Origin of the sequence: Sphingomonas sp. CFBP 13706 (assembly GCF_014842355.1) — a bacterium.
GTDB lineage: Bacteria > Pseudomonadota > Alphaproteobacteria > Sphingomonadales > Sphingomonadaceae > Sphingomonas > Sphingomonas aerolata.
The window spans coordinates 1-26,127 of record NZ_JACYVM010000014.1 but is presented as its reverse complement, the minus strand read 5'-3'; the positions used below and the strand labels follow the sequence as shown (position 1 = coordinate 26,127).

Here is a 26,127-nt window from a genome sequence, read left to right as displayed (position 1 = left end):
GTCGGCAGTGGCGTCAGCTTACGCCCCGCCGGGTCAACGCTTCCGTCAGTCGCCGCAACGCCGACGACCCCGCCGTTCGGCGCTCGGTCCATCACCCTCTCCATTTCTATCGTTGAGCAAGGCTTAGCATCGAACTTCAGCTAAGCAACAAAAAGAATGGACGGTTCGCAAGTTCTCGTTTAGCGGTCGGCTATCGACGGCATTCGATCGTCGCGGGGAGAGGAAGATGAAGCGTTCGACGATGATCGCGGTGCTCGCATGCGGCACGGCTTGTACGATGGCTTGGACACCGGTGCGCGCGCAGGAGGGCGGCATGGTTTCCGAGCGTCCGACGACTCAGAAACCAGACCCGAGTCGCGGGGAGATCGAAGCCACCGATATCGTCGTGACCGCCAACAAGCGGCAGGAGCGACTGAAGGACGTGCCGATCAGCGTCAGTGTGGTCGCCGGCGAACAACTGACCCGGCAGAACGTCAATGAGGTCTCGGATCTCACCCGTAGCGCGGCCGCTCTCAACACAGCGGGACCGTTTGGTGCGTTAAGCATCCGCGGCATCGGCAGCGTCTCCTTCTCACGTTCGTCGGAGGGCAGCGTCGGCGTGGTTGTCGACAACGTCGCACTGGCCGGTACGTCCACCAATCCGCCACTGCTGTTCGACGTCGCACGCGTCGAGGTCCTCGAGGGTCCGCAGGGAACGCTCTTCGGGCGCAACTCGTCTGCCGGCGTCCTGAACATCGTCACCAACGCACCCGATCCGACCAAGGTCGAAGTCATAGCGCACGCGGACATTGCGACGCGCGAGAACTACATCGGGCGGGCGGTGATCAACCTTCCGATCGCGGACAACGCCGCGCTGCGCGTCGCTGGTTCGTTCGCGCAGGCTCCCGAGTCGCATTTCAACCTCACCGACCGAAGCTGGGTCCGCCAGCGCAACTATGCCGGCCGAGCTAGATTCCTGTGGGAGCCCACTTCTCAGATCACGATCAATTTGGCCGGCGACTACAGCAATGCGGACAAGCGGGGCGGCACGCCGTGGTCCGTCTACTCCTCCACACCCGGCAGCCGGCTGACCCAGCGGCTGGCGGCATGCGGCGTGACCGTTGGTGAGGAAAACCAGCAGGGCTGCATCGACGGTGGCAACCGCGGCTGGACCGAAAGCTACGGCTTCTCGGCGCAGGCGGATTTTGAGATCGGGACGCATACGCTCACCTCGATCACCGCCTATCGCGCGGTGGAAGGCAAGGTGACTGCGTACGACGTCGACAGTGTGCCGGTATACCGGTTGAATCAGGTAGGTCCGCTCAGCACGCACAACGTCAGCCAGGAACTGAGGCTGACGTCGCCGAGCGGCGGTACCCTCGAATACGTCGGTGGACTGTACTACTTCGACAGCGAATACGATGGTTACGTCGAGCAGCTCGGTCCCATCGGAACCGATCTCGGCATCCCGTTCCCGCTTGGTCAGCGGCTGACGACGCATGCGCAGACGACGAGCGTCGCAGCCTTCGGCCAGGCCACGGTCAGGATCGGATCGGCCTTCCGGCTGATCGGCGGTGCTCGCTACGGCAATGAGGACGTGTATGCCCGAAGCGTCGGAACCTTGGCGACGGGGGCCGTAGCGCCGATCAGACCGATCGCGCCGGTGATGGGCGACGTCAGCGACGACTACTTCTCATACAAGTTGGGCGCTCAGTTCGACGTCACCCGTGACGTGATGGTCTACGGGACCTACACGCGCGGCTACAAGGGACCGTCGACCAACGATCAGGCGGGCGGCCAGACGACGCCGATCCTCGTCCGACCGGAAATCCCGAAGTCGGGCGAAGTGGGCGTCAAGGCCTCCGCGTTCGGTGGGCGCCTGACCGCCAGCCTCGCCGGTTTTTACACCAAGGTTGAAGATTTCCAGGCGCAGTTCTTCGATCCCGCGGCGGCGGCCTTCATCTTTGGGAACGCTCCGTCGCTCACTAGCAAAGGCGTCTCGCTGAACATCTACGGTCGACCGGCGCGCGGGCTCAGTCTGAACGTCGGCGCGGTCTACAACGATGCACGCTACGGCGACGGCTATCTGGTCGCATGCGCGCAAGGACAGACGTTGGCGCAGGGCTGTGTGCCACAGATCGTCGGCGGCGTTGTGCGCGGTCAGGTGGACGACGCAGGCGGCAATCGGCTCATCGGCGCGCCCGAGTGGAAGGTGACGGCCTCCGGCGAATATGCTGCGGCGCTCACGAGCGCGATTCAAGGTTTCGTCCAGGCGGACATGGTCTATTCGTCCCGGGTCTATTGGGAAGCGGCGTTCAATCCGATCGCGCAGAACGATCCCGCGGCCCTGTTCGGTGCTCGCGTGGGCGTGCGGTTCGACCGCGAGCGTTTCGGCTTTTCGGTGTTCGGCCGCAACCTTTTCGACACCTATCGCGCGGCGTCGCGCTTCGCGACGCCGGTCGCCGCGCAGCAGCGTGACCCTCGCGCGTATTCGCAGATCAGCGGTCCGGAGTCGCGGCGTGTGATCGGGCTTAGCCTTGATGCTTGGTTCTGACATGAGCGAGGATCCACGCCGGTTCGTTGCAGCGTCGGTTTCGCCTCAGGCGGGTATGATCCTGCGCATGGTCGGGGCAGCTCTGTCGGCGATGCCCGCGCAGGCTCCACCGGACACTCTCGAAGCGTTCGACGAAGCGGCGGCGCGTAGCGCCGCTTGGGCCGAACAGATCGCAGCGGCTCCGCTTGCCGGACTCGCGCCGACGCTGGCGAGGTGGGACGCAGGGGGCGTACCGGTACTGACCGTCACGCCTCAAGCTCACGATCCTGCCACCACATCGCTCGTGTACGTCCACGGGGGCGGCTTCGTCAGTGGTTCGGCGCAGTCGTCGCGGTTGACCGCAGCACTGGCAGCGGCGTCGAGCGGACGGGTCGTCCATTCGATCGACTATACGCTTGTCCCGCGGGCGGATCATCGTCGTATCCTCGAAGAGGTCGTGATCGCGTGGACGGAGATCGTCTCCCGCGAAGGTCGAGTGCTCGGGCTGTTCGGAGACAGTGCCGGGGGCTGCATAGCGGCGGCGGCTACGTTGATATTGCGGAATCGCGGCGTGCCGATGCCTCGAGCTCTCGTGCTGTTGTCGCCAGTGCTCGATCTGGCAGGTGAGGGCGACACGAACCGAACCCTCGCGCAAGTCGACTATCTCGATCGTGCGATGCTTGAGCCCGCCCTTCGCGGCTACGCTGATCCGGCCGAGTGGCGCAATCCTCTCGTTTCACCCGTGCACGCCGATTTCGCGCCGGGTTATCCACCGACGCTAATCCAAGCTGGTACCCGTGAGGTGCTTCTGAGCGACAGTGTCCGGTTCCACCGGTCGTTGCGTGCCGCCGATCGAACGTCCCGACTCGAATTGTTCGAGGGCATGCCGCACGTCTTCCAACCCCTACTCGCCGAGACTCCGGAAGGCGTCGCTGCTTGGGCCGACATGGCGGCGTTCTGGCGTGAGCATCTGGCATGACGCAGGGTATGCTGACGCCGCCCCGGCGCATGGCTAGGGTAAGGACCATGACCGATCCCGCTGCTCCAAGCCGCCAGCGACGCCCTCAAGCCGAGCGCACCGCGGAAACCCGCGCAAAACTAATACAGGCGGCGATCGTCTGCCTGAACCGGACCGGCTACAGCGCAACGACGATCAGCACGGTCGCGGACGAGGCCGGCGTAAGTCGCGGTGCGATGACCCATCAGTTCCCGGCCAAGACCGATCTGATGTTATCTGTGGTCGAGGCGGTGTTCGAGGAGGACGGCGCGCTGTACGGCCGGACGATCGCCGACATGGATCCGGCGGCTTGGCTGCTCGCGTTGCCCGAGACGATGTGGACGGTCATCAGCCGCCCCGCCGGCATCGCCGTCATCGAGATCATGCTCGCTTCGCGCTCGGAACCGGACTTGGGCGAGCCGCTGCGTCGTCTTCAAAGCCGCATCGACCGCCAAGCCCATGACTGGAGCGTGGAGCGGATCCGTGCGGCTGGGCTCGAACCGCATCCCGAGTCGGAGGCGATGCACGAACTCTTCGTCGCCGCAGTGCGAGGCCTCGCAATCGAGGCGACGTTCATGAAGAATACCGACGGCGTGCATCGGTCGCTCCGGGTTCTCTCGGAGACGATGCTGCGTCTCTACCCGTCGCTCGATACCTAACGATGAAGGATTTCCCGTTGACCGACCGCGCGCGCCGCCCCGTTCCCGACGGTTTTCTCTGGGGATCCGCGATCTCGGCGCACCAGACCGAGGGCAACAACGTCAACAGCGACGCATGGCTGTGTGAAACCGTGGTTCCCACCGTCTACGCCGAGCCATCCGGTGACGCCTGCGACAGCTGGGACCGGTTCGATACGGATTTCGACATCGCCGCCGACCTTGGCTTCAACTGCCATCGCATAGGTGTGGAGTGGTCCCGCATCGAGCCCGAGCCGGGGCGCTTTTCGCGCGCTGCGCTCGACCATTATCGGCGCGCGTTTGAGGCGCTGCATGCACGCGGACTGGCGCCCATCGTCACATTCAACCACTTCACCGTCCCGCGCTGGTTCGCGGCACGGGGCGGTTTCGAGGTCGCCGACGGTGCGGACCTGTTCGCGCGCTACGTCGAGCGGACGACAGCGGCGCTGGGCGACCTGATCGCCTATGCCACGCCGTTCAACGAGGCGAACATCCAGCGACTTCTGATCCTGCTGCGGGGCGGAACCGCCATCGGCGCTACCGCCGAGGAGATGCTCCTGGAATGCGCGCGCGCTTCGGGGTCGGACCGTTTCTCGTCGTTGCTGTTCGCGCCGCTGGCGCGGTGCGAACCCGTGATGCTGGACGCGCAGACCAAGGCGATGGCGGCGATGAAGGCAGGTCCGGGATCCTATCCGGTCGGCGTGACGCTCACCATGCAGGACGTTCAAGGGGTCGGTGATGGACATGCGGCCGAAGCGGTCACGACGGCCATGTACGGCCCGTGGATCGAAGCCGCCCGCGCCGCGGATTTCGTCGGCGTTCAAACGTATACGCGAGTTCTAGTCGGTCCCGCCGGTCAGATCGCACCGCCTGCCGGGGCCGAACTGACGGCGGCAGGCTACGAATTCTATCCACAGGCGCTGGGCGCCACGATCCGCTTCGCGCACGAACGGATCGGTCGCCCGATACTGGTCACCGAAAGCGGGATAGCCACGAACGACGACGCTCGTCGCGTGGCCTACATCGACGCTGCGGTGGCGGAGGTGCGGCGCTGCATCGACGACGGCATTCCGGTCCGCAGTTACGTCTGCTGGTCCCTGCTGGACAATTTCGAGTGGACGAGAGGATACAAGGAGCGGTTCGGGCTGGTGCATGTCGATTACGAAACGTTCGCCCGTACATTAAAGCCCAGTGCCCACCATCTGGGTGCGATCGCCCGATCGGGACTTATCTGATGTGGGCCGACACGAAGCCCGAAGTGGTCGGTCTCTCCAGCGACGGGCTGGCGGCGATGGATGCGGCGATCGAGGCGCACATCGACGACGGCACCATCGCAGGCGCGGTCGTACTGGTTGCTCGGCACGGGCGGCTCTGTCACGCGTCGGCGTTGGGGTATCGTGACGTCGGTACCGAAGCACGCGCCGAGATCGACGATCTGTACCGGTTGTTCTCGATGACGAAACCGGTGACCGCCGTCGCCATGCTCCTGCTTTGGGATGAGGGACGCTGGGCTCTCGACGATCCGATCGCGCAACACCTGCCGGAGTTCGCCGAACTGCGGGTGAGCACGGGCTGCGACGCCGCGGGCGGGTTGATCACGGTGCCGGTGGAACGGGCACCGACGTTGCGCGACCTGTTCACGCATAGCGCCGGTTTCAGCTACGGCACCCGTCTCTCACCCCCCGGCGACCCCGTCGATGCCCTATATCAAACAGCCGGAGTGTGGGAAGCGCATGACCTACGCGAGATGATGGCGCGGCTCGCCACGCTACCTCTTGCCTATCAGCCGGGGACTTCGTGGCGATACAGCCTGTCCATGGACGTGCAGGGTGCGATCGTCGAGCGGCTTACCGGGCAGAGTTTGGGCGCGTTCCTGTCGGGACGGCTGTTCGGGCCGCTGGGCATGGACGACACGCGCTTCTTCACGCCCGACGATGAAGCGGGCCGACTTGCGACGCTGTATCTCAAACCGTCCGATACGCCGCTGACGGCGATTCCCAACCCGATGTTCGACGAAGCCCGGACCGAGCCCCCGCTGCCGCTGGGCGGGGCGGGGCTGATATCAACGGCACCGGACTATCTGCGGTTCGCGGCGATGCTCCTTGGCAATGGCGAACTCGGCGGCACGCGCATCCTTTCGACCGAAGCGGTCACCTTGATGATGACGAATCATCTTCCTGATGCGCTGATGACGCGGGGTTTCGTAGCGGGACATCAGCGGGTCGGGCCGGGGGCGGGTTTTGGACTGAACGGCATCGTCTTTACCGATCCCACGCGCGCCGGAGTGGCGGTGGGCCGCGGCACCTATCAGTGGGACGGCGCGGCCGGAACATGGTTCTGGATCGATCCCGAGAATGATCTGCTGGTCGTGGGCATGACCCAGACCCTGTCCTACACCCCGCCCGCCCTCCAGGCGGCGACGCAGGCGCTGGTCGCCGCCGCGGTTGTCGATGCCTGACCTGGTTTCCAATCGGGGCGCATCGACCCCGAGGCGGTCTCCTTTCCGCACGCTGGCGAAGGCCGCTGCGATTGTTCTGGCGCTGTGCGTTGTCGGAACCTGCATCGCCCTCGCGTTCCTGGCATATCAAGCAACCCGTCGCCCGACCGGACGTCCCGATTATGTCGCCTTGGGGAGTTCCTATGCAGCAGGCTCGGGGCTGGGCGAGCGTGTAGGGGGTGCGCCTTTTGGGTGCATGAGGGGAAACGGAAGCTATCCTCACCTGCTGGCACGAAGGCTCGGTCTTTCGCTGGTGGACATGAGTTGCTCCGGTGCAACGGCGTCGCAGGTCCTGAACGGCGGACAATATTTCCAAGGCCCGCAAGTCGCGGCCGTGACAGCACAGACGAAGCTGGTGACGCTCACTGTGGGCGGCAATGATCTCCACTATGTCGGCGACCTGCTTGGGCTGGCGAAACGGAAGGATGGAGGAGTCGTCGGATGGATAGCGCCCCGCTTGCTGCTCGCGTCGCATACAGATCCCAAGCGCGACGCGAACGCACTCGGCGAAAATATACGGGCGATCGTCCGAACGGTCCGGCGCAAAGCGCCCAGTGCGCGCATCGTGATAGCGACCTACCCGGCGATACTGCCAGAGCAGGGGGCTTGTCCGCTTTTGCGGCTGACGATGGACGAAGCCGCTCGCATGCGCGCCTTGGCTACCACGTTGGCGCAGACCACGCGGGACGCCGCACATGATGCCGGTGCTACGTTGGTCGATATGGTGACGCTGGGCAGGGACCACGACGCCTGCTCCCTATCGCCCTGGGTCAACGGCGCATATGCCCGTTCGGGTGACGGTGGTGCGTTCCATCCGACACGCTTGGGTGCCGCAAGCTTTGCGACCAGCATAGCATCGACATTGGTTCAAACCCGGCGAGGGCGGTGATCGCCTGCACCATGCTCATGGCTATTCTCGGCGCTGCATAGCGTCATGGCAGCCTCGTCGTGATCCCGCCGATCTGGCCTACCGCGCGCATCTCGATGCTGCGGATCGAAGCAGATGTCCGGTTGCAACATCAACCGCTTCACCCGTGAGGACGTCGTACCGGCACCGGCCGTTCGGTCGTCGTGGTCGATGGCGCGCGGGACGTGTGATGTGGCGGACCTATCTCGACCGTATGCAATTGCCACGTCATTGCCGAGTTCCGTCGAAAGGGACCTAGATGATCCGTTCGGATGGATAGTCGCTGGTCGTATCCAGTGACGCGACCGCGAAACATTGCTCACGAAGCCAGCGGTGCGCGAAGTCGTTCGTCGATCTCATGTGCCACCCAGCCGATAGTGCGAACGAGGAGAGCGCGATCGGCGGTTCGACGAGGATCACGTCTAACGGTCGGTTGGCAAGCAGGGCATTGGGGAGGGTCGCGACCAAATCACTTCTCGCGACGAGTTCGATGGCGACGAGATAGCTCTGGACGGACACCGCGAGCCTTCGAGATCGGTCGAGTCTTTTCAATTCCGCGTCGATCAAGCTGTCGAAGCCGCCGCCCGTCGCGGATACCACGATGTGATCTCGCGCGCAGAATTCGTCGAGATCTAACATGCCGCCGGAATGGCCGGCGGCGGCAACGACGGTCATGAAACGATCACGTATTATCGTCCGGGCGATCAGCGAAGGTAGCGATGCAAGCTGAGCCGGAGATGCAAGGACAAGATCCAGTTCGCCAAGCTCGAGGGTATGCAGGCGAGCTCGATCATAGTTGAGGAGCACAACCCGGACACCAGGACCGGATGCCGACCGAACCGCATTGATCAGCGGCGCACCGGCGATGATGGATGCGTTGTCATTAGCCATGATCGTGAATGTCCGCGACGCCGATAACGGATCGAAGGCGACGCCGGAAACCGCCGTGTCCAACTGGCTCAGCGCTTCCCGCGCCGCCGCAGCGAGCGCGATGGCGCGGGTGGTTGGAACGAGGCCGCGGCGACCCGTTGCGGGCACGAGCAGATCGTCGTGAAGAAGGCGGCGCAGTTCGCTCAGCCGTGCGGACAGCCTCGGCTGGCTGACACATAGCCTTGTAGCAGCGCGCGTGACGCTTTGTTCCTCTATCAGTGCCACGAGCGAAGGCAGGAGCGGAAGAAGGGCTTCAGAAAGCATCTGGATTCCGGATGTCCGTCATTCGTACATCCGCATAGCGGATCGCCAGGTCCCGAGCCATCTTTTGGTTTCAACAAGGAGGTGACGATGACGACGGATTCGGAAGCACTGGCCAATGCATTTCATGGTGCTCTGGTCGCAAAGGATTGGGAAGGCATGCGCACACTGTTCCATGACGATGCGACGTGGACGCTACCAGGCGACAACGTCATTTCGGGCCAAGCGGCCGGCGTGGACGAGGTAATCGATCGCGCTAAGCTGATCGCCAGCTACGGCCTGTCCTTCAAGCTCGAACACATTCTACTCAGCCGCGACAACATGGCGCTAGGGCTGCACAACACTGCGGAGCGTGACGGCATCCGGTTGGACGAACATCTTGCGACCGTCTGCCGGTTGCGCGATGGGCGCATCGCCGAGGTCGAGACCTTCCTCTCGGACATTCCGGGAATGAACCGGTTCTTCGTACGTCCATCCGAACGATGATGCGAAGGAACCGGGGGAGTCCGTGGAGGATTCGGGATTGATCAAGCGATGACCGTCGTCGCATCGCCCCACATGGCATAGCGGACGCAACGAAGCGTCACAAACCTCTCCGTATCAAAGTGGTCGTATGTCGCGCATGAAAGCGCAGCACCGCATCGGCGACGTGATGTGCGGCTTCGCGCCCGGGAAAGTGGCCGATGCCAGGTAGGACGATGCGTTCATATGGACCCTCGAACCAAACCAAATCCTCCAAGGACTCCGCTGGTGGGTCGCAGGCATCCGCCTCTCCCTGAATCATTAGCGTCGGAACACGTAGACGCGCCGTGCCGGCGATGATCCCGGCAGCATCGTCGTAACTTAAGTCGACTGGTTCAGGCAGCCAGCGTGAACGATAACCGTGGAGTGTGATCGCTGCCCAATCAGGGTTGCGAAAGCTTCGCGCAGTTTGAATGAACGCCGCTTCCTCGTACCAGCCCTCCGGCGACCAGCTGTCCCATTGCTCGCGGGCGAAACCGATTGGATCGGCGCGCACCTTCTCTGCGCCCCCGTCGTGATTCATGTACCACTGATACCACCAGCGGCGAGCCTGGTCGTAGCCCGGCGTCGTGAAGCGTCCGTTGGGCGCGTAGCCGATCGCCAGCGCTGCGATCATGTCCAGACGGTCCGGGATGAGCGCAGCCAGATTGTAGGCGGCCCTCCCGCCCCAATCGTGACCAACGACCGAGCAGCGTTCGATGCCAAGACCGTCGAGAAGATCGATCGCATCACGCGCCAGAGCCACCGCACGACCGTCCCGTACGGTCTCCGGCGATCGGAAGCGCGTCGGTCCGAAGCCGCGTAGCCACGGCACGATCGTTCGGAATCCGTGCGTCTGAAGACGCTCGGCGACGTCCGACAGTCCCGTCGGATCGTCCGGCCAGCCGTGGAGCAGAAGCATCGGTTGGCCGGCAGACGACCCGCCTTCGAGGTAGGCGATGTCCAGCTTGCTGGTTTGAAGCCGTTTCATGAGGGCTGTCTATCTGATGTAACCGGCGCCCGCATGTGGATCGGCGCCGAATATCGATCCCGTGTCGCACTTGCGGATGCTGCCTCCGTTGGCAGCCGAAACGGTGGATTGGAGCTAGCCAGAAGTTCGATGGTCGCGAAGAGCAGATCTGTATCGCCGATGTTCTCCAGGTCGTGCGTCATCGACTGGCCCGCCGCGAAATGGAGGTGATGCGTATCGCCTGCGACTTATGCGACTCGGTCGCTCGTTCCATCGGCGTTTCGGGAGAGGGCATGGCCCGGCGTGAGCGCGGTCCAGAAATAGTCCGGCACAAGCGTGTGGAAGCCCAGCCGTTCGCCTGGAGCGAGCCTGACATGCCAGATGCGCAATACGTTTGTTTTGGAAACGAGATGGGTTCCGACGCGGCCGTTGTGCATGCTGCCTTCAAGCTCCTCGCGGAGAGCCGGCGTCCAGATTTCGTCTGAATCTGCCAGCGCAGGGTCGATCTCCGCCTGAACGTTCAGTAGCACCGGAGCGCCGAGCGGCATGCTGGCAACTCCGGCGACGCCGCGACTGTGACGCGGGGGGACGGAATGACCGCGTTGAGAACGTCCGATGCCCCATCGAGAACTGCCGCATGATCCTCGAAGTCCGGCGTGCACAACAGGTTGCCCTCGACGCGTACGATCCGACGCACGCGAGCCAGGTTACCGCCGCAGGCTACGCGAAGCTGGGCCATCGCGCTGATCGCGCACAGTCTGGCGGCGTCGTAGCCTTCGTCCGTCGTCAGCGTCGCCCCAAGGCGACCGACATGGCCTAGCGCGCCGTTCCTCCAGGGGAATTGCTCCGAGGTGGTCACGATGTCTCCGACCCGAGACCATGGAGCGTAGGCGCCCAGGCCGTCGGACGCGTCCGGCAACGCAATGCCGAGTTCTGCCAGCCGCTGCTCAGCGGAAGACTCGACCGCGGCGTCGATTGAATCTGCCGGGAACGGATCGGTAGGATCGTCCATCGTCTTTTCTCCCTCGCGAGCTATCGGTGGTCGTTGCCCGCAGGCTTCGCATTCACGGCCAGGCTGTAGAGCGTGACCGGCGGCACCACGGCGTCCTTGCCACGGTTCAGGCCTGCGGTGCGGTTGAGTTGCGAGGCAGGCAGCAGCAGGTTGCCCTTGTCGTCGATCCACATCGCATCGACCCAGATCAGTCGCGGATCGGCGATAAGCGTCTTGATCCGTCCGACAGGATCGATGGCAAGGATGCGTTTCTTGTCGGTATCGCTCAGGTAGATCGTGCCGTCCGCCGCGATCGCGGTGCCACCGGTCGATGGTGTGTCGGCAAAACGCTCGACATGACCCGCTAACGCAGCAGGGGGAAGCGAGGCATCGTCGAGCCAGCGCGTTTCGATCCGCGCCATCCGCCCGTTCGAAGGCTGATAGTAGAACCACTTGCCATCGGGCGAGATCTCCAGCTGGTCGGCATGGATCACCACCGGTTTGCCTGCGGGATCGGTCAGCTCGCGCCCCTCCGCCATAAGCTTGGTCTGCGCGACAGTTGAAGGATGGTCGTCGAGGACACGGCGACCTCTGCCGGTCGCCATATCGAGGACGATGAGGCCGGGCTGGCCCGCATCGGTGAGGTAGGCGTTCGGCCCGTGGAAACGCACGTCGTCGACGAAGCTGATGGGGGTGGTGACGCCAGCCAAATCGTACGTGCGGGTCACTTTGTTCGACGCGATGTCGACGCGGACGAGCTTGACGCCGCCGGCGACGGCCGGCTTGCCGATTCCCGGCGAGCCACGATCAACGACCCATAGAGCACCGTCAGGGCCGATCCGCAGCGCATTCACGCCGACGAAGCGGTTCGAGCCGCTATCGCCCTGCTTCCATTCGTTCCAGGTCGCATCTGGATAGGCGACGGCCTTGCCGTCCAGAAGTTCGGCAACCTGAGGGTCGCCCTTTCCGGGACGGGGCTGCACGGGAAGGAACGTCCGACCCGATGGCGTCGTCGCGACGCCGTTAACGATCAGGTCAGACGAAAAAACGGGCGTCAGCCGATCCTTGGCGGCAACGGGACCGGTTGCGAGCACGCTCGCAGCTAGCGCGGAAACGAGAGCGACTTTCATCGTCATATCCCTATTCGATGCCGGAGAGGACGGTCTTGCCATAGGCATCGCCGCCTTCGACAATGGCATGGGCGCGGCGCAGGTTCTGGGCGGTCAGGGGACCCACATCCTGTGTCGTGGTCGACCGCAACACGCCGGCGTCAATGATCGCCGCGAGCGCATCGATCGCCCCCGAAGGGTGGTAGCCTATGGCTTTCATGGACGGTCTCCTGATGATTTCTTGGAGGGTGTTCTGTAGGTGTGAAGCGCGTCGTCGAGCGCGCTGACCTGCGCATTGCCAAGATACAGCGCCGACAGTTCGGCAAGCGCGGGCCCGCCCAGCCGCGTCTTGGCATCCTTGCGGACGATCAACGTGGCGTTATCAACGCCGCCGAGCAGGCCCTTCGGATCTTCGAGCGCGCGGATCCGGTAGCGGTGATGCAGCCATTGCGGATGCCACAGCGGTACGATGATCCACGCACCGTCAGCCACAGCGCGTTCGAAGCGGCCGAAACAGTCATCTTCGCTACCGGGCGCAAATCGATAGCCGTGGGCGCCGAGACCGTATTGTTCGACGATCGCCTGCGAGAAGCGGCTGATTCCGGCGCCGACGTTCACGCCATGGATCAACCGATCCATGCGATCGAGCGCAAGCGGGGATGTCAGATCCTCGATGGAGGCGACTGCGGATACCGGGACGTGTTCGGGTACGCCCCAGATGCAATAGGGCTCGTACAGGACGGTCACCTTTTCGACTGCGTCGAGCATCGGTGTGATGTAGGCCCCATGGCTGGCGGGCAGCCACGCCGCGACCAGCAGGTCTATTTCGCCTGCGCCAAGCCGCCTGTACATCTCCTCATGCGGTGCCGCGCTGCGTTCTATCAAGTGACCATGCTTGACGATGATCGCCTCCACCTCTCGAGCGGCGGCGTTGTGAAAGCTGAGGTCGATGTGACCGACACGGACCGCTTTCGCGAGGCGCGACATCACCGCGCCCTCAATGTTGCGGAATACAGATGCCATCGGGGCTGCGATGGCGAACTGCCATCTACGGCGTTGGCGCGGCGCACAACGTAGCTTCCATCGAAGCGTTGGTTCCGACCGGTCGTCATCAGGCCGTCAACCCGTACCGGAACGGTCACGTAGATTGATCCGGCCGCGCCTTCGGACCGGGCGGGGCCGGTCACGCTCACGCGGACCCGGCGTGTCGCGGCGAAACCGCGCCGGAAAGCGGCGTAGGTTTGACCCGGCCGGCCGCGGTCTCCCCACTTCACCCAAGCCGTCGCATAGTCGTGGGCATCGATCGCACGATAGTAATCGCGTACGACGTCGATCGCAGCGGCCGTGCCGATCTGTGTTCGCGCGCCGCCTTCCGCCGCAGATGGAAGGGGACCCGCAAAAGCGGCCATCGTCGCGACGGCCAACATGCGATGCAGATTACGGACATGGCGGATTGTCATGCGGCGGTCCCTTTGGAGCGATGGTTGATCTTGGTGATGTCGGCGAGTCCAAGTACGGTTGCGGTTGCTGCTCGCGTTCGCCGGCATGCTTCGGCGTCCGCTTTGAGATCGATCCCATAGGTCGGGATCACCGCTCTGAGACGCGGAAGCCAAGCGGTTAGCCGGTCTGCGAAGCAGCGGCGCAGGACGTCGAGCGCGATCGACGCGGCAGTCGATGCGCCGGGCGACGCCCCCATGAGCGCTATGAAGGAGCTGTCCGCCGAACCGACCAGCGCGGTGCCGAACGCCAGTGTACCACCGCCATGACCGTTGGGCTCGATGACCTGTACACGCTGTCCGGCGACCGCCTCGGTCCAGTCCGCCGGATCGGCTTCCGGGTAGAATTGCCGAAGGGTGTCGATCCGCCCTTGCTCTGACAAGACCACCTGATCGGCGAGATACTCCTCCAGCTTCAGCGCATGAACGGCCACGTCGAGCAGCGGCAGCAGATTGGCTGGACGAACCGATCGGACAAGGTCGAGATAGGACCCGTCACGCAGGAATTTCGGGCTGAACCCCGCAAAGGGTCCGAACATTAGCGAATGCCTGCCCCGCACCACGCGCGTGTCTAGGTGGGGGACCGACATCGGCGGCGATCCGTGCGCAGCCTTGCCGTAAACCTTGACGCGGTGCCGCTCGACGACCGCAGGGTTGTCGCAGCGCAGCCAGATCCCGCTAACGGGGAAGCCGCCATAGCCTTGGCCTTCAAGGATGCCGCTTTTCTGCAGCATCGTCAGCGATGCACCACCCGCGCCCGAGAACACAAAGCGCGCTCGGACCTGTCCGGAAACCCCGTGGTCGCCGTGTGCGCGATAGCCAACGGTCCATAAGCCGTCATCGTCCCGAGTGAGCGCATCGACTTCGGCACCGTAGCGCGCCTCGAAGCCTTGCCGTGCGCCAAGCGCATCAATCAGCAGGTGCGTGAGCGTACCGTAATCGACATCGGCGCCGGTCATCATCCTTGTTGCTGCGACCGGGGCAGCTGGGTCGCGTCCCTCGATCACCAGCGGCGCCCACTCGGCGATCGTTGCAGAGTTCTCGCTGTATTCCATCCCGGCGAAGCAATGATGCGCGCTCATAGCCGCATGGCGCTTGCGCAGGAACGTGACGTTGTCAGCGCCGGTGACAAAAGCGCAGTGTGGTGCCGAGCGGATGAAGCGTGTCGGGTCGGGGATCGCACCGTGCTGGACCAGGTGCGCCCATAACTGGCGTGAAAGATCGAATTCCACGTTCACCTCGAGCGCCTTTGCGATGTCGATGGATCCGTCGACCTTCTCGGGCGTATAATTCATCTCGCAATTGGCGGCATGGCCAGTGCCCGCGTTGTTCCATCCGTCCGAACTCTCGCGCGCCGGACCACCCAGCCGTTCGACCAGCACTATCGAAAGCGTCGGGTCGAGTTCCCGTAATACGGTGCCAAGCGTCGCACTCATGATGCCACCGCCGATCAGAACGACATCGACCGTATCCGCCACCCTGCTCACAGCATCGTTCCGGCAGTGAACGGCACTGTGGCGGGATCTTCGACGATGACATACGCCCGTCGCCAAGGCTCTTCGTCGAGCAGCTCCCAATTATGACCGGTGCCGGTGGTGTCCTGGGCGAACAGAACGTCGCCGGGCCGGATCGCGAAACTGCGTCCGTCCTTCACGGTGAATCGCAACGTTCCCGACAATGTGATGACGAGCTGCATGGCAGGGGCATCGTGCCAGCCAAAATTACCACCGGACGGCGTTTCGCGGAACGAGATGCTGGTGGCGGCTGCGACGGGGCTGAGCGTATCGGCACCGTGCGTGCCGGACAGATCGATTGCGCCGTCCTCGAAATCGGAGTTTCCGTCGGCATCTGTCCAGATGCGTACGCAACGTATCATCGTCATCTCTCCTTGCGACGCTGCCGCGCCGGAATGGTCAGGATCGTCAGGCACATCGCTATGGCGATCAGTGCGTTCGCTTCGCCCCACCGCATGGCCGCGGTGCCGGCCACGGCGCCCAAGGTGAGAGCGAGCAACATGCCCGCATAGGGCCAGATCGGATTCCATCCGCGGCGGCCGGCCAACACGGCGGCGATGCCCCGCCCCACATGCACGAGAGTGCCAGTGACGTAGGTCAGCGCCATGCCCACGCCCTCCGCCCGCAGGATAAGAGCATTCTGCATACCCATCGCCAACGCCAGGAGGACGCTTGAGGTCAGGCCTGATCCAAACCCGGCCGCGAGCAGAACGGTGACCGCTTCGACGACCATTGCTAACGGACGCCGTTGTGCCGCCGCGCCGATCAGCAGTTCGCCGGCGACGACGCCGACGACGAAGGCCGCAATGACCATCGCTCCCTGCGTAGCCAGAGACCAGTCGGTCTGCGCCAGGGCTAAGGCTACCCGTGTTGTGTTCCCGCTCATGAATGACACGTAGAAGGTGTGGAAATGCAGGAAGCCGATGGCATCGACGGCGCCCGCAACCGCGAGAAGTCCGAACGCCAGCGCATAGGTCCGACCGTCGTGTCCACCAGGATCGGACCTAGCCGTCACGTTATCACCCCCGCTACGCGCCAGCGACGCCGTTGCCGACGAGCTTTTGCGGATCGACGACGGCATCGAACTGCTTCTCATCGACCTTGCCGGACTTGAGCGCGGCCTCCTTCAAGGTCGAGCCGTCCGCATTGGCGGCCTCGGCGATGTGGGCCGCGTTGTCATAGCCGATAACCGGCGCCAGTGCGGTGACCAGCATCAACGACTCGCCGACCGAAGCGTCGATCCAATCCCGGTTGAGTTCGGTCCCCTCGATCGAGAACGTCCGCATCTTGTCGCACATGTCGCCGATGATCCGGATCGAGTGCAGCGCGTTGTTGATGATGATCGGGCGCATCGCGTTCAGTTCGAAATTCCCCTGACTTCCCGCGAAGGCGACGGCGCTGTCCTCGCCGATCACCTGGATGCAGACCATGACCATCGCTTCGCACTGCGTCGGGTTGACCTTGCCGGGCATGATCGAGCTGCCCGGCTCGTTTTGCGGCAGGAGCAGTTCGCCCAGACCGCAGCGTGGGCCGGACGCGAGCCACCGCATGTCGTTGGCGATCTTCATCAGCGCGACTGCGATTCCTCGCACGGCCGCCATCGCCGAAACCATGGCGTCAAGCGAACCCTGTGCTGCGAACTTGTTCGGCGCAGTCACGAAGGGATGCCCGGTCAGGTCGGCTATGGTCTTCGCGATATCACGCGAGAAGCCCTCCGGCGCGTTGAGGCCCGTACCGACCGCCGTCCCGCCGGCGGCGAGCCGATACAGTCCGTCGAACGACCGCCTGACGTTCTCCATCGCGTCGCGGACCTGCGCCGCATAGCCCGACCATTCCTGACCTACGGTCAACGGAACCGCGTCCTGCAGATGCGTCCGGCCCGTCTTCACGACATCCATCCATTCGTTCGCCTTCGCCTCGATCGCCGTGGCGAAGCGGTCGAGCGCTGGCAGCATGTGGTCGGACAGAGCGAGTACGGTCGCGATGTGCATCGCGGTCGGGAAGCTGTCGTTGGACGACTGCCCCATGTTGACGTGATCGTTGGGATGGACCGGCTTCTGCGTGCCGAGTTCGCCGCCTAGCAGCTGGATGGCGCGGTTCGAGATGACCTCGTTCAAGTTCATGTTAGACTGCGTTCCGGATCCCGTCTGCCAGACGTAGAGCGGGAAGTGCGGGTCGAGGTCTCCGGTGATCACCTCGTCCGCTGCCTTCACGATCGCGTCCGAGCGCCATTGCTCCAGTCGCCCGGCCTTGGCGTTCACCAAGGCGGCGGCCTTCTTCACGTAGCCGTAGGCGTGGTAGACCGCCTTTGGCATTCGATCCTCGCCGATCGAGAAGTGCTGGAGCGACCGTTGCGTCTGCGCGCCCCAATAACGATCCGCAGGAACCTCGACCTCGCCCATGGAGTCGAACTCCTTGCGTTTGCCCTTCGCATCGACGCCGACCGGCACGTCCTTCATCACCGGATGTTCGCCGGAATGGTGATTTTGTTTCGTCATGTCCCGTTCCTCGTTCAATCGCGCTCAATAGGAAGGGGTGTAGGTCTGGCTCTTCAGCCAGGCGCGGATGTCGTCCGGCCGATCGACGGTGGCGAGACCGCGATCGAAGATGTGTTCCGCAACGCGGGCGGCGGTGGTGATCTCCGTCTCCAGGATGTCGCTCTGGGGCGGGAACAGCATGCCCTTGTCCCGCGTGGCCTGGTCGACCTGATCGGCTGATCCCTGCGCCGCGGCGATCCACATCCTGTCGTCGATGCGCTTCGGTTTCGTCGCGTAGATGGCGAGGCCAAAGGCGGGGAAGATGTAGAAGTTGTTCGCCTGACCTGGGTGATAGGTCTTGCCGTTCACCGTCACGTCGGGGAACTGGACGCCGGCGGCGAACAGCGCCTTGCCGTCGGTCCAGGCATAGGCCTGCTCCGGCGTGCATTCCGCCTTGTCGGTCGGGTTCGACAGCGGGAAGATGATCGGCCTGTCCGTGTTGGCGGCGACCGCCTTCACCACGTCTTCAGTGAATAAGCCATGCGTCGTGCTGACGCCGATCAGCGCCGTCGGCTTGAACGCCTTGACGCTGTCCTCGAGGCTCTTCGTCGCCGGCAGATCCTTTGCATAGACCTTCTGCGAGGCGCTAAGATCATCTCGCTTCGCATCGAGCAGACCGTTCACGTCGTACATCGCGATGCGTGCCCGGGCGTCATCCGCAGACAGACCCTCGGTTTGCATCGCCTCGACGATCATGTTGGCGATACCGATCCCGGCGGAGCCCGCGCCCGCGAACATGATCTTCTGGTCCGCGAGCTTCTCTCCCTTGATCTGGAGAGCGGTCGTCAGACCCGCGATGGTGACGCTCGCCGTTCCCTGGATGTCGTCGTTGAGGACGAGATACTTGTCCTTGTACCGCGCGAGCAGGCGGATCGCATCGGTGCCCTTCCAATCCTCGAAATGCACACAGACGCCTGGAAAGACCTCGTTTGCGGCTTCCATGAACTCGTCGACCAGCGCATCGATATCATTCTCAGTGGGCGGCTCGTCACGAAGGCCCGTGTAGAGCGGATCGGCGCGCAGCTTGGCGTTCGTAGTGCCGATATCGAAGTGGATCGGCAGCAGTCCGTCCGGCGGTACCGCCGCGCACGCGGTATACAGCTGGAGCTTGCCGATCGGGATCGGGGCGCCATTGGCGCCGATGTCGCCAAGTCCGAGGATACGCCCGCCCGAGGATACGCAGATGAAGCGGATGTCCCTGTTGGGCCAGTGGGCGAGCACTTCGGCCAGCCGCCCCGTCATCTGTTTCGTCAGATACATGCCCTGCGGCCGGCGGTATACGTGGCCATAGGTCAGGCAGGCGTCGGCGATCGTCGGATCATAGACAATCGGCACGAACCGCGCAGGGTCGCTCATGAGGACGGCGTAGAACAGGGTCTCGTTGCGGTCGCAGAGACCCTGAAGATAGATGTACTGTTCCAGCGCATCGGGCTTGGCGCCGAGATGACCGAGTACGCGCTCGACCTGCGTGTCCAGAGTTTCGACTGCCGCCGGCAGCAACCCTTCCAGGCCGAGCGACTTGCGCTCATCGGCGGTAAAGGCGGTGCCCTTGTTGACGATCGGGTTCTCCAGCGTCGCGACGCCGGTCGGTGATTTCGTGGTCATGGTGGCTCCGCAAAAATATTGGCAGGGTGGGCAACTGGTTCAGTTGGCGGACACGAGCCCGATCTGCTGCTGGAAGGTGAGATTGTCCTCGAGATGCCAGTTGTCGGTGATCATGCCACTCGACACGCGCAGGATGTCGGTGGCGATGAAATCGATCGGCTGACCGGTGCCGGTCGTCCCCATGAACGTTCCCGTGAAATGGCCGGTGAAGTGCAGGTGGCTTACGACGCGGTCGCCCACGACGAGGCGCTGGACGACGTCGATCCGCAGATCGGGAACCGCGCCGAGGAACGCCTTTGACGCGGCTGCAGGGCCGGCGGGGCCCTGCGGGCGGCCCTTGGGCAGCGTGTGGTCGACGAAGCGTGGGCTGAGCGCGGCCTTCAGCAATGTCGCGCTGCCGTTGTTCCAGAAACCGTAGAACGCATCGACCGGCTTGAGCATCGCTGCGACGGTCGTGGCTGGCAGCGCCTTGTCGACGATCAGTTCCTGAGGCTTCGCGATCGCCTTTGCTGCGCGGTCATCGACCTGAGCGGCCAGGGAGGGGGTGGCGGCGGCCAGTGCCGCGAAAGCAAGGAATACGCGCATGGATGGTCTCCTCAGGCTGCGATCGTGCCGCCGCCATCGACCGTGACGGTCGATCCGGTGACGTACGGATTGGTGGCGACGAAAAGGATGGCGCCGGCTATGTCATCGGGCTGGCCGACACGACCCGCAGGAAGGCGTGCGGCTGCCTTCTCGAACATCGCCTGCCGTTCGGTGTCGCTCATCCCGGCATAGAGCGGCGTGTCTACGAGGCCCGGCGAGACGGTGTTGATCCGCACCGGCGCGCGTTCGAGCGCAAGGCCTCGAGCGAGAGCCTCAAGCGCGGCGTTGATCGCGCCTTGGAGTACCGAAGAAGCACTGGGCCGCTGGGACAAGAAGCCTGACACGAAGGTGATCGAGCCGCCATCGCGTACCTTTGCAGCGCGTGCGACACGGTAAGCACCAAAGAACTTGCTGTTCATCGCCGCCTGGGCGTCCGTTAGGGCCAGCTTGGAGACTGGCCCTGTCTTCGTCTTCGCAGCCGCCACGACCACGTGATCGAAGACGTCTTGCGCGGCGAAGAACGCATCGACCGAACCGTCATCGATGATGTCGAGCGTCTCCTGGTCGGGGCGAAATACCTGTGCGCCCGCTTTCTCGAACGCGTCGGCGGTCGCTTTGCCGATGCCGCCGCTCGCACCGACGACTAGAATGCGCTGTCCGTTCAGTTGCGCTGTCATGACTTTTTCTCCTTGGGTGAGGGGCCGGGCAGACCCGTCTCGGTGGCGGGGCCGCGGTCGAAGACCGGGGTCATGCCCTTGGTCTGGAGAGCGTATTTCGCGATCTCGTCCTTGCGTGCGAACCACACGCCGGGCTTGGAGCGCGCATAGGTCAGGAACCGGTCGAGGACGCGTACGCGGTTGGCATGGCCGGAGATGCGGTCGTGCATCGACACGACCATCATCCGCCGCTTGGTCGCGCCCTCTTCGTACAGCTGATCGAACTCGTCCTTCAGCGCCTGTTCGTAAGCGATCGGATTCCACCCCTCGAACGGGAATGACGAGATGTCGTTCATATGGAAGGTGTACGGGACGGTGACGAAGTCGCCCTTGGCAAGGGGGACGATGAACGGCTCGTCGCGGCTCGGCTCGTCGATATGATAGATGAGACCCAGACTCTGGAGAATGTCGAGGGTGCGAGGTGAATTCCGTAACCAGTACGCGTTCCATCCCAGCGGTTTGAAGCCCGTGATCCGCTCGATCGTATCAACGCAATCGCCGATGAAACGGCGCTCCTCGTCGGGTTTCATGTCATAGCTGTTCTGCCATGTACGTCCGTGGGCTGCAGCCTCGTGGCCCCGACGGACTATCTCCTTGGCGAGGTCAGGCGCCTTTTCGATCGCCTGACCAATCATGAACGACGACAGCTTGATGCCGTGCTTGTCCATCAGGTCCAGTATCCGAGGAATGCCCTCGTTGGGACCATATGCGAAGAACGCATTGGTCGGCAGATCCGGCAGGCCGTGCTCGATGGGCTCCGGAATGGGACCGCCCGCGCCGGAAATCGGCTGGCCGCCGCCCTCGAACATCAAGCTCAGACTGACGGCCAGTCGGGCATCGCCGGGCCAGAACGCAGTCTTGGTCGTCATGTTACGCTCCTTCGCAAAGGCGCCCGACGAGATCGTCAAGGCCGTTCCTCCGAGAACGACGCTGCGGCGTGACAGATCGGGCATGATGGACATGAGGCATAAACGACATGGTGCGTTGTCCGATCCGGATTGATCGGTATTAGGTCGACTGAAGATGTGTCGTCCGGGAGTTGATAATAATGCTTAATGATCTGAATGAGCTCAGGACCTTCCAGAAGGTGCTCGCGTCAGGCTCGCTGTCCGCTGCGGCCCGCGAGATGAACGTCAGTCTCGCCGTCGTCAGCAAGAGATTGCTGACATTGGAAGGAAGGGTAGGGGCGAGGCTCGTCAATCGTACGACGCGTAGTCTGTCCCCTACGGAAGAAGGAGCCAGACTTCTGATCGATGTCGAGCGTGCGTTGGACGCGCTGCGCCAAGGCGAGGAGACGCTGGCGACGGGGCGGCTCGAGCCCGTCGGGCTCCTCAGGGTCACCGCGCCGGTCTCGTTCGGACGACGACACGTCGCACCGGTCCTGGGCGAGCTGACGGATCGGTTCCCACAACTACTCGTCTCGCTGACGCTCGAGGATCGGGTGATAGATCTGGCAGGCGAGGCGGTCGACGTGGCGATCCGGATCGGTGCGTTGGCCGACACCAGTGCGGTGATGCGGAAGCTCGCAGACAATCGACGCATCCTGCTCGCGTCGCCGAGCTACCTGGGAAGGATCGGGCCGCCGCGGTCGCCCGACGACCTCCCGGGCCACGCCTTTCTCCGGTATGGCGGGACGACCACGTCCTTCAGGCTGACCCGAGCGGATGGTCTTTCGGCCGTGATCGACGGTCCCAGTCGGCTTCGCGCGGACAACGGAGACGCCGTTCACGATTGGTGTCTCGCGGGTCATGGGATCATGCTGAAGTCATACGTGGACGTCGCAGCAGAGCTTGAGGCCGGGACGCTGGTCCATGTTCTTCCAGACTGGTCGGGAGGGGACGCGCCGGTCGTAGCGCTGTTCCCGACGGCTCGTCACCTCTCGCTCAAGGTCCGAGCTTTCGTCGATGCCATGGCAGCGGCGCTCAGACCGGCGGCGGAAAGCGGTTGAGCGTCGCGGCTACTCGTTCAGCGACGGCAGAGCATCGCGATCGGCAACGCCGCTTCGACCACGTCGGCAAGCCGGCTTTCGAAACCGGATTCGATCCAGGCGGTTGCGATGTGAAGCAGTCCGCCCGCCACGCCACGACGGAGAAGGGGCAGGCGCGAAAACCGACCGGAGCGTGCCGGATCACATATTTCGACCAACGGCTCAGTAAGCCGGACCAGCGAGCCTTCGAACAGACGATCGAGTTCCGCGCTGACTCCAACCGTCTCCACCAGGAAAAGGCGTGCGGCGACGGGGCTTGCCGCAACTCTCCCGTAGTAGGCTGTCAAGAGGTCACGGACGCGCGCCTCCTGGTCGCTGTCGACCGCCGCAGTCGCAAGTGGCGTCATCAGCCTTAGGAGATTGTCGACCGATGTCTCGAACGCAGCGGTCAGCAGCGCTTCGCTGTTCGGGAAGGCCTCGTAGAAGAAGCGTTCCGTGAGACCTGCCGACTGACAGACTGCGCGTATGCTGGTGTTGCGGTAGCCGTTCAGACCGTAAAGCGAGATTGCGGCATCGAGAAGTCTGGCGCGTCGATCGGCGAGGCGGTCGGCTGCACTTCTCCCGGCATAGGAACGTCTTGTCGTCATCCATTCGTCGTACCGCATCGGCAAGGTAGGCAAAACCCACGGCAGTGCTTACGGGAGAGCATCAGGCGAGACGGCCGATAGTGAGGAGTCAGCAGCGATGAACACCGTAGACGTAACTGCCGTGAATCATGCGGGTTTTGCCGTTCTCTCGTTGAACGAGTCCATCTGGTCCGGACGCGAGCGGTTGGCTTCTCGGTCGGACGGCAGCCGAAAATCGAAGTGAACCGCGCCGCGCCTACTGGACGCGACGGGTTGTGACTCATGCCGTCATATCAATGTTGTCCGCGACTCCATGATATCGATCGTCGAGGTCGGCAGGCCGAATGTTGGCGATGGACTCCAACGGTTGGCGATGATTGAACCAGTCTACCATTCGAAGGTCGTGTGTCCCAACGTATCCAAGGATCGCCAAGGTCCAGAGTGGTGGATGACCCCGGCCCTGTAGAGGCCGTTGATCGTCCTGGGCAAAGCGTTGCCTTAGCTGTCCCCGACTCTCCCAACCGAGAGCTTGATCCGAGCTCGACCAACCGCTGGGTGTAGTTGATGAACACAAATTGCAGCCCGCGGTCGCTCTGTTGGGTGATGCCGCCCCGATGGGCCGGACGGCGATCGCGAGGTGCCCGTTCCAAAGCATCGGGGACGAAGCTGGCATGAGCCGCCCTGCCGACGCCACAGCGGACGAACAGCGAAGAACTAAAGCAGCACCGTACGAATGGCGAAGGCGATCGCTGCGAGCGCCAGAACGCTCGCGGTCCAGATCATCGCTAGCCAGCATAACTGTTGGACGAACCGGGGTCCGGGCGTAGCCATCAATGATACCCCTCGCCGACCTTGCCCCTGAACACCCAATAGGCCCAACCGGTATACCCGATGATGATCGGGATGATGACGACGGTCCCGACCAGCATGAACAACTGGCTCTGCGCCGGAGCCGCAGCTGCCCAGATCGTGACGGCACGCGGCACGACGTAGGGAAAGACGCTGATGCCCAGTCCGACGTATCCCAACAGGAACAGCGCCAGGGACGCGAGGAAGGGCAGCTTGTGTCGCCCGCGGGCGATCGACCAGAACAGGACTCCGGTGATCACGACGACCAGCAACGGCACCTGCGCTGTCAGCAAGACGCCCGGCATCGCGAACCAGCGTCGCCAATAGTCATAGCTGAGGAACGGCGTCGCCGCACTGACCGCGGCCATCGCAACAACCGTCGCGATGGCCAGCATCCTGGCCATCCGTCGCGCGTGGGCCTGTGCGGGGCCGTCCGTCTTACCGATCAACCAGGTCGCGCCAAGCAAGGCGTAGCTGACCGCTACCGAGATACCGGTCAGGACTGTGAACGGAGTGAGCCAGTCCAGCCATCCACCTGAAAAGGCACGTCCCACGACCCGGATGCCCTGCAGGATCGCGCCGAGCATCATGCCCTGCGCGATCGCTGCGACCAGAGAACCCAGCGTGAAGGCCCTGTCCCACCAACGTCTGTGCACCGGATCACGCCACCGGAACTCGAACGCCACCCCGCGGAACACCAGGCCCAGCAGCATGGCGATCACCAGCGGATAGGTGGCAGGAAGGATAATCGCGTAGGCAAGAGGGAAGGCCGCGAACAGCCCTCCCCCGCCTAGCACAAGCCACGTCTCGTTTCCGTCCCACACCGGCGCGATCGAATTCATCGCGGCGTCACGCTCCGCCCCGACCTCGAAGCCGGGGAACAGGATGCCGATGCCGAGATCGAACCCGTCCATGACGACATAGGCGAATATGCCGAATGCGATGATGACGGCCCAGACGACCGTGAGGTCCAGACTGTATGTCAGGCCGGTCATGCGTCCTTCTCCCTGTTGGTCGGCTCGAAGGTCGCGACCGGCGTGATGCCGGCTGCATGACGTGGCGTGCGGCGCGGTTCAGCCTCATGAGCCTCGGGTGGCTTGGCGATCAGGCGAAGGACGTAGAGGACGCCCAATCCGAAGACCGCGAAGTAGACGACGACGAAAGCGGCAAGTGACGTCGCCACTGCGGGGGCCGCAATCGGCGAGCGAGCGTCGGCCGTCAGCATATGACCGTAGATGACCCATGGCTGCCGGCCGACCTCGGTCGTGATCCAGCCCGCCAGCACCGCCACGAAGCCCGCCGGGCCCATCGCCACGGCCGCACGGTGCAGCCAGGGCGTGTCGTACAACCGGCGTCGCCACCGCGCCCACAGACCCCATACGCCGAGCATGAGCATCGCCAGTCCAAGACCGACCATGATCCGGAACGACCAGAACAAGATTGCTGCCGGGGGCCGTCGATCGCGTGCGAAATCCTTGAGGCCCGGCAGCGGGGCGTCAGGGTCATGGCGGAGGATCAGCGAACTGAGCCTCGGTATCTCCACGGCATAGCGGACCCGCTCGTCGCGGTCGCTGGGCAGGCCGAACAGGATGAGCGGCGCCCCGTCGGGATGCGCGTCGTAGTGCCCTTCCATCGCCAGCACCTTGGCCGGCTGATGCTCGAGCGTGTTCAGCCCATGCTCGTCGCCGGCCAGGATCTGGAGTGGCGCCATGACCGCGACCATGCCCAAGCCCATCGCCAGCATCTTGCGAGCGCCGAGGTTCGCCCGGTCGCGCAGGAGGTGCCAGCCGCCGACCCCGGCTACGACCAGCGCCGTCGTCAGGAAGGCGGCGATGACCGTGTGGGTCAGCCGGTAAGGGAAGCTGGGGTTGAAGATGATCGGCAGCCACGATCCAGCGGGGACGAACTGCCCCTGCGCGT

Annotated in this window: 28 protein-coding genes; 8 read left to right on the top strand and 20 right to left on the bottom strand. The window is 63.8% G+C overall.

The features are described from left to right. Positions 1-226: 226 nt before the first annotated feature. From IFS44_RS18060 to IFS44_RS18035, 6 genes are read left to right on the top strand one after another with little or no spacing between them, the layout of a single operon-like run. Entirely contained in the window at positions 227-2,533 is a 2,307-nt protein-coding gene (locus IFS44_RS18060; RefSeq protein ID WP_197977945.1) for a TonB-dependent receptor, read from the top strand. A 1-nt stretch (position 2,534) separates the two neighbouring features. Then, positions 2,535-3,491 carry an alpha/beta hydrolase fold domain-containing protein gene (locus IFS44_RS18055; RefSeq protein WP_192099509.1) on the top strand — a complete coding sequence of 319 codons (957 nt, stop codon included), beginning with the start codon at positions 2,535-2,537 and terminating at the stop codon, positions 3,489-3,491. A gap of 47 nt (positions 3,492-3,538) precedes the next feature. Continuing rightward, the gene (locus tag IFS44_RS18050; protein ID WP_192099508.1) at positions 3,539-4,168 is read left to right on the top strand and encodes a TetR/AcrR family transcriptional regulator; all 630 of its coding nucleotides are present in this window, start codon (positions 3,539-3,541) and stop codon (positions 4,166-4,168) included. 2 nt (positions 4,169-4,170) lie between these two features. Next, positions 4,171-5,421: a glycoside hydrolase family 1 protein gene (locus IFS44_RS18045; protein WP_192099507.1), complete on the top strand. Its 1,251-nt coding sequence runs from the start codon at positions 4,171-4,173 to the stop codon at positions 5,419-5,421. Continuing rightward, the gene (locus IFS44_RS18040) at positions 5,421-6,644 is read left to right on the top strand and encodes a serine hydrolase domain-containing protein (protein ID WP_192099506.1); all 1,224 of its coding nucleotides are present in this window, start codon (positions 5,421-5,423) and stop codon (positions 6,642-6,644) included. Before IFS44_RS18045 ends, IFS44_RS18040 begins: the two co-directional genes overlap by 1 nt. Continuing rightward, positions 6,637-7,572: an SGNH/GDSL hydrolase family protein gene (locus tag IFS44_RS18035; RefSeq protein WP_192099505.1), complete on the top strand. Its 936-nt coding sequence runs from the start codon at positions 6,637-6,639 to the stop codon at positions 7,570-7,572. The genes IFS44_RS18040 and IFS44_RS18035 overlap by 8 nt, the downstream gene beginning before the upstream one ends. Before the next feature lie 273 nt (positions 7,573-7,845). Here IFS44_RS18035 and IFS44_RS18030 read toward each other — a convergent pair whose 3' ends face one another. Continuing rightward, the gene (locus IFS44_RS18030; protein WP_192099504.1) at positions 7,846-8,784 is read right to left on the bottom strand and encodes a LysR family transcriptional regulator; all 939 of its coding nucleotides are present in this window, start codon (positions 8,782-8,784) and stop codon (positions 7,846-7,848) included. 87 nt (positions 8,785-8,871) lie between these two features. Between IFS44_RS18030 and IFS44_RS18025 the strand changes: the two genes are divergently transcribed. Beyond that, positions 8,872-9,267, top strand: coding sequence for a nuclear transport factor 2 family protein (locus IFS44_RS18025; RefSeq protein WP_192099503.1), 396 nt, complete (start codon positions 8,872-8,874; stop codon positions 9,265-9,267). Between the two features lie 97 nt (positions 9,268-9,364). On the opposite strand, the gene IFS44_RS18020 is transcribed toward IFS44_RS18025, so the two are convergent. The 15 genes from IFS44_RS18020 to IFS44_RS17950 form a co-directional block, all read right to left on the bottom strand. After that, positions 9,365-10,273 carry an alpha/beta fold hydrolase gene (locus IFS44_RS18020; protein WP_192099502.1) on the bottom strand — a complete coding sequence of 303 codons (909 nt, stop codon included), beginning with the start codon at positions 10,271-10,273 and terminating at the stop codon, positions 9,365-9,367. Positions 10,274-10,500: 227 nt separating this feature from the next. After that, positions 10,501-10,800 carry a hypothetical protein gene (locus IFS44_RS18015; protein ID WP_192099501.1) on the bottom strand — a complete coding sequence of 100 codons (300 nt, stop codon included), beginning with the start codon at positions 10,798-10,800 and terminating at the stop codon, positions 10,501-10,503. Beyond that, entirely contained in the window at positions 10,773-11,264 is a 492-nt protein-coding gene (locus IFS44_RS18010) for a RidA family protein (protein ID WP_192099500.1), read from the bottom strand. The genes IFS44_RS18015 and IFS44_RS18010 overlap by 28 nt, the downstream gene beginning before the upstream one ends. Before the next feature lie 20 nt (positions 11,265-11,284). Next, positions 11,285-12,436 carry an SMP-30/gluconolactonase/LRE family protein gene (locus tag IFS44_RS18005; RefSeq protein WP_197977944.1) on the bottom strand — a complete coding sequence of 384 codons (1,152 nt, stop codon included), beginning with the start codon at positions 12,434-12,436 and terminating at the stop codon, positions 11,285-11,287. After that, positions 12,384-12,572 carry a hypothetical protein gene (locus IFS44_RS21850; protein ID WP_244647513.1) on the bottom strand — a complete coding sequence of 63 codons (189 nt, stop codon included), beginning with the start codon at positions 12,570-12,572 and terminating at the stop codon, positions 12,384-12,386. The genes IFS44_RS18005 and IFS44_RS21850 overlap by 53 nt, the downstream gene beginning before the upstream one ends. Then, complete coding sequence (locus IFS44_RS17995; protein WP_192099548.1) at positions 12,569-13,339, bottom strand: glycine betaine ABC transporter substrate-binding protein; 771 nt, start codon at positions 13,337-13,339, stop codon at positions 12,569-12,571. Before IFS44_RS17995 ends, IFS44_RS21850 begins: the two co-directional genes overlap by 4 nt. Next, positions 13,339-13,812, bottom strand: a complete 474-nt coding sequence (locus tag IFS44_RS17990) for a hypothetical protein (protein WP_192099499.1) — start codon at positions 13,810-13,812, stop codon at positions 13,339-13,341. The genes IFS44_RS17995 and IFS44_RS17990 overlap by 1 nt, the downstream gene beginning before the upstream one ends. Then, on the bottom strand, positions 13,809-15,335 hold the full coding sequence (mqo, locus tag IFS44_RS17985) for a malate dehydrogenase (quinone) (protein ID WP_192099498.1): 1,527 nt from the start codon (positions 15,333-15,335) through the stop codon (positions 13,809-13,811). Before mqo ends, IFS44_RS17990 begins: the two co-directional genes overlap by 4 nt. Further along, on the bottom strand, positions 15,332-15,724 hold the full coding sequence (locus tag IFS44_RS17980) for a hypothetical protein (RefSeq protein ID WP_192099497.1): 393 nt from the start codon (positions 15,722-15,724) through the stop codon (positions 15,332-15,334). The genes mqo and IFS44_RS17980 overlap by 4 nt, the downstream gene beginning before the upstream one ends. A gap of 2 nt (positions 15,725-15,726) precedes the next feature. Further along, on the bottom strand, positions 15,727-16,443 hold the full coding sequence (locus IFS44_RS17975; RefSeq protein ID WP_192099496.1) for a YoaK family protein: 717 nt from the start codon (positions 16,441-16,443) through the stop codon (positions 15,727-15,729). Next, the gene (gene fumC / locus IFS44_RS17970) at positions 16,391-17,821 is read right to left on the bottom strand and encodes a class II fumarate hydratase (RefSeq protein ID WP_197977947.1); all 1,431 of its coding nucleotides are present in this window, start codon (positions 17,819-17,821) and stop codon (positions 16,391-16,393) included. The genes IFS44_RS17975 and fumC overlap by 53 nt, the downstream gene beginning before the upstream one ends. A 63-nt stretch (positions 17,822-17,884) precedes the next feature. After that, positions 17,885-19,504 carry an NAD-dependent malic enzyme gene (locus IFS44_RS17965; protein ID WP_192099494.1) on the bottom strand — a complete coding sequence of 540 codons (1,620 nt, stop codon included), beginning with the start codon at positions 19,502-19,504 and terminating at the stop codon, positions 17,885-17,887. A gap of 39 nt (positions 19,505-19,543) precedes the next feature. Then, positions 19,544-20,089: an ester cyclase gene (locus IFS44_RS17960; protein WP_192099493.1), complete on the bottom strand. Its 546-nt coding sequence runs from the start codon at positions 20,087-20,089 to the stop codon at positions 19,544-19,546. A gap of 11 nt (positions 20,090-20,100) precedes the next feature. Continuing rightward, positions 20,101-20,766 carry an SDR family oxidoreductase gene (locus IFS44_RS17955; protein WP_192099492.1) on the bottom strand — a complete coding sequence of 222 codons (666 nt, stop codon included), beginning with the start codon at positions 20,764-20,766 and terminating at the stop codon, positions 20,101-20,103. Continuing rightward, complete coding sequence (locus IFS44_RS17950) at positions 20,763-21,674, bottom strand: polysaccharide deacetylase family protein (protein WP_192099491.1); 912 nt, start codon at positions 21,672-21,674, stop codon at positions 20,763-20,765. Before IFS44_RS17950 ends, IFS44_RS17955 begins: the two co-directional genes overlap by 4 nt. 179 nt (positions 21,675-21,853) lie before the next feature. Here IFS44_RS17950 and IFS44_RS17945 point away from each other — a divergent pair, with 179 nt between their 5' ends. Beyond that, on the top strand, positions 21,854-22,753 hold the full coding sequence (locus IFS44_RS17945) for a LysR family transcriptional regulator (RefSeq protein ID WP_192099490.1): 900 nt from the start codon (positions 21,854-21,856) through the stop codon (positions 22,751-22,753). A 17-nt stretch (positions 22,754-22,770) separates the two neighbouring features. Here the strand turns inward: IFS44_RS17945 and IFS44_RS17940 are convergent, their stop codons facing one another. The 4 genes from IFS44_RS17940 to IFS44_RS17925 all read right to left on the bottom strand — a co-directional run. Then, positions 22,771-23,379: a TetR/AcrR family transcriptional regulator gene (locus IFS44_RS17940; protein WP_192099489.1), complete on the bottom strand. Its 609-nt coding sequence runs from the start codon at positions 23,377-23,379 to the stop codon at positions 22,771-22,773. A 693-nt stretch (positions 23,380-24,072) separates the two neighbouring features. Next, a complete protein-coding gene (locus IFS44_RS17935; RefSeq protein WP_192099488.1) occupies positions 24,073-24,189 on the bottom strand; it encodes a DUF2474 family protein in 117 nt (38 codons plus the stop codon). Next, on the bottom strand, positions 24,189-25,202 hold the full coding sequence (gene cydB / locus IFS44_RS17930) for a cytochrome d ubiquinol oxidase subunit II (RefSeq protein ID WP_192099487.1): 1,014 nt from the start codon (positions 25,200-25,202) through the stop codon (positions 24,189-24,191). The genes IFS44_RS17935 and cydB overlap by 1 nt, the downstream gene beginning before the upstream one ends. Beyond that, the coding region (locus IFS44_RS17925; protein ID WP_192099486.1) for a cytochrome ubiquinol oxidase subunit I at positions 25,199-26,127 on the bottom strand (929 nt) is incomplete at its 5' end. The genes cydB and IFS44_RS17925, both read right to left, overlap by 4 nt.

What these genes read in the sequence shown, in the direction of transcription:
- IFS44_RS18060 (WP_197977945.1), top strand. Translation starts at nt 227, where the DNA reads ATGAAGCGTTCGACGATGATCGCGGTGCTCGCATGCGGCACGGCTTGT.
- IFS44_RS18055 (WP_192099509.1), top strand. Translation starts at nt 2,535, where the DNA reads ATGAGCGAGGATCCACGCCGGTTCGTTGCAGCGTCGGTTTCGCCTCAG.
- IFS44_RS18050 (WP_192099508.1), top strand. Translation starts at nt 3,539, where the DNA reads ATGACCGATCCCGCTGCTCCAAGCCGCCAGCGACGCCCTCAAGCCGAG.
- IFS44_RS18045 (WP_192099507.1), top strand. Translation starts at nt 4,171, where the DNA reads ATGAAGGATTTCCCGTTGACCGACCGCGCGCGCCGCCCCGTTCCCGAC.
- IFS44_RS18040 (WP_192099506.1), top strand. Translation starts at nt 5,421, where the DNA reads ATGTGGGCCGACACGAAGCCCGAAGTGGTCGGTCTCTCCAGCGACGGG.
- IFS44_RS18035 (WP_192099505.1), top strand. Translation starts at nt 6,637, where the DNA reads ATGCCTGACCTGGTTTCCAATCGGGGCGCATCGACCCCGAGGCGGTCT.
- IFS44_RS18030 (WP_192099504.1), bottom strand. Translation starts at nt 8,784, where the DNA reads ATGCTTTCTGAAGCCCTTCTTCCGCTCCTGCCTTCGCTCGTGGCACTG.
- IFS44_RS18025 (WP_192099503.1), top strand. Translation starts at nt 8,872, where the DNA reads ATGACGACGGATTCGGAAGCACTGGCCAATGCATTTCATGGTGCTCTG.
- IFS44_RS18020 (WP_192099502.1), bottom strand. Translation starts at nt 10,273, where the DNA reads ATGAAACGGCTTCAAACCAGCAAGCTGGACATCGCCTACCTCGAAGGC.
- IFS44_RS18015 (WP_192099501.1), bottom strand. Translation starts at nt 10,800, where the DNA reads ATGCCGCTCGGCGCTCCGGTGCTACTGAACGTTCAGGCGGAGATCGAC.
- IFS44_RS18010 (WP_192099500.1), bottom strand. Translation starts at nt 11,264, where the DNA reads ATGGACGATCCTACCGATCCGTTCCCGGCAGATTCAATCGACGCCGCG.
- IFS44_RS21850 (WP_244647513.1), bottom strand. Translation starts at nt 12,572, where the DNA reads ATGAAAGCCATAGGCTACCACCCTTCGGGGGCGATCGATGCGCTCGCG.
- IFS44_RS17995 (WP_192099548.1), bottom strand. Translation starts at nt 13,339, where the DNA reads ATGTCGCGCCTCGCGAAAGCGGTCCGTGTCGGTCACATCGACCTCAGC.
- IFS44_RS17990 (WP_192099499.1), bottom strand. Translation starts at nt 13,812, where the DNA reads ATGACAATCCGCCATGTCCGTAATCTGCATCGCATGTTGGCCGTCGCG.
- IFS44_RS17980 (WP_192099497.1), bottom strand. Translation starts at nt 15,724, where the DNA reads ATGATACGTTGCGTACGCATCTGGACAGATGCCGACGGAAACTCCGAT.
- IFS44_RS17975 (WP_192099496.1), bottom strand. Translation starts at nt 16,443, where the DNA reads ATGCCGTCGTCGATCCGCAAAAGCTCGTCGGCAACGGCGTCGCTGGCG.
- fumC (WP_197977947.1), bottom strand. Translation starts at nt 17,821, where the DNA reads ATGAAGGACGTGCCGGTCGGCGTCGATGCGAAGGGCAAACGCAAGGAG.
- IFS44_RS17965 (WP_192099494.1), bottom strand. Translation starts at nt 19,504, where the DNA reads ATGACCACGAAATCACCGACCGGCGTCGCGACGCTGGAGAACCCGATC.
- IFS44_RS17960 (WP_192099493.1), bottom strand. Translation starts at nt 20,089, where the DNA reads ATGCGCGTATTCCTTGCTTTCGCGGCACTGGCCGCCGCCACCCCCTCC.
- IFS44_RS17955 (WP_192099492.1), bottom strand. Translation starts at nt 20,766, where the DNA reads ATGACAGCGCAACTGAACGGACAGCGCATTCTAGTCGTCGGTGCGAGC.
- IFS44_RS17950 (WP_192099491.1), bottom strand. Translation starts at nt 21,674, where the DNA reads ATGACGACCAAGACTGCGTTCTGGCCCGGCGATGCCCGACTGGCCGTC.
- IFS44_RS17945 (WP_192099490.1), top strand. Translation starts at nt 21,854, where the DNA reads ATGCTTAATGATCTGAATGAGCTCAGGACCTTCCAGAAGGTGCTCGCG.
- IFS44_RS17940 (WP_192099489.1), bottom strand. Translation starts at nt 23,379, where the DNA reads ATGACGACAAGACGTTCCTATGCCGGGAGAAGTGCAGCCGACCGCCTC.
- IFS44_RS17935 (WP_192099488.1), bottom strand. Translation starts at nt 24,189, where the DNA reads ATGGCTACGCCCGGACCCCGGTTCGTCCAACAGTTATGCTGGCTAGCG.
- cydB (WP_192099487.1), bottom strand. Translation starts at nt 25,202, where the DNA reads ATGACCGGCCTGACATACAGTCTGGACCTCACGGTCGTCTGGGCCGTC.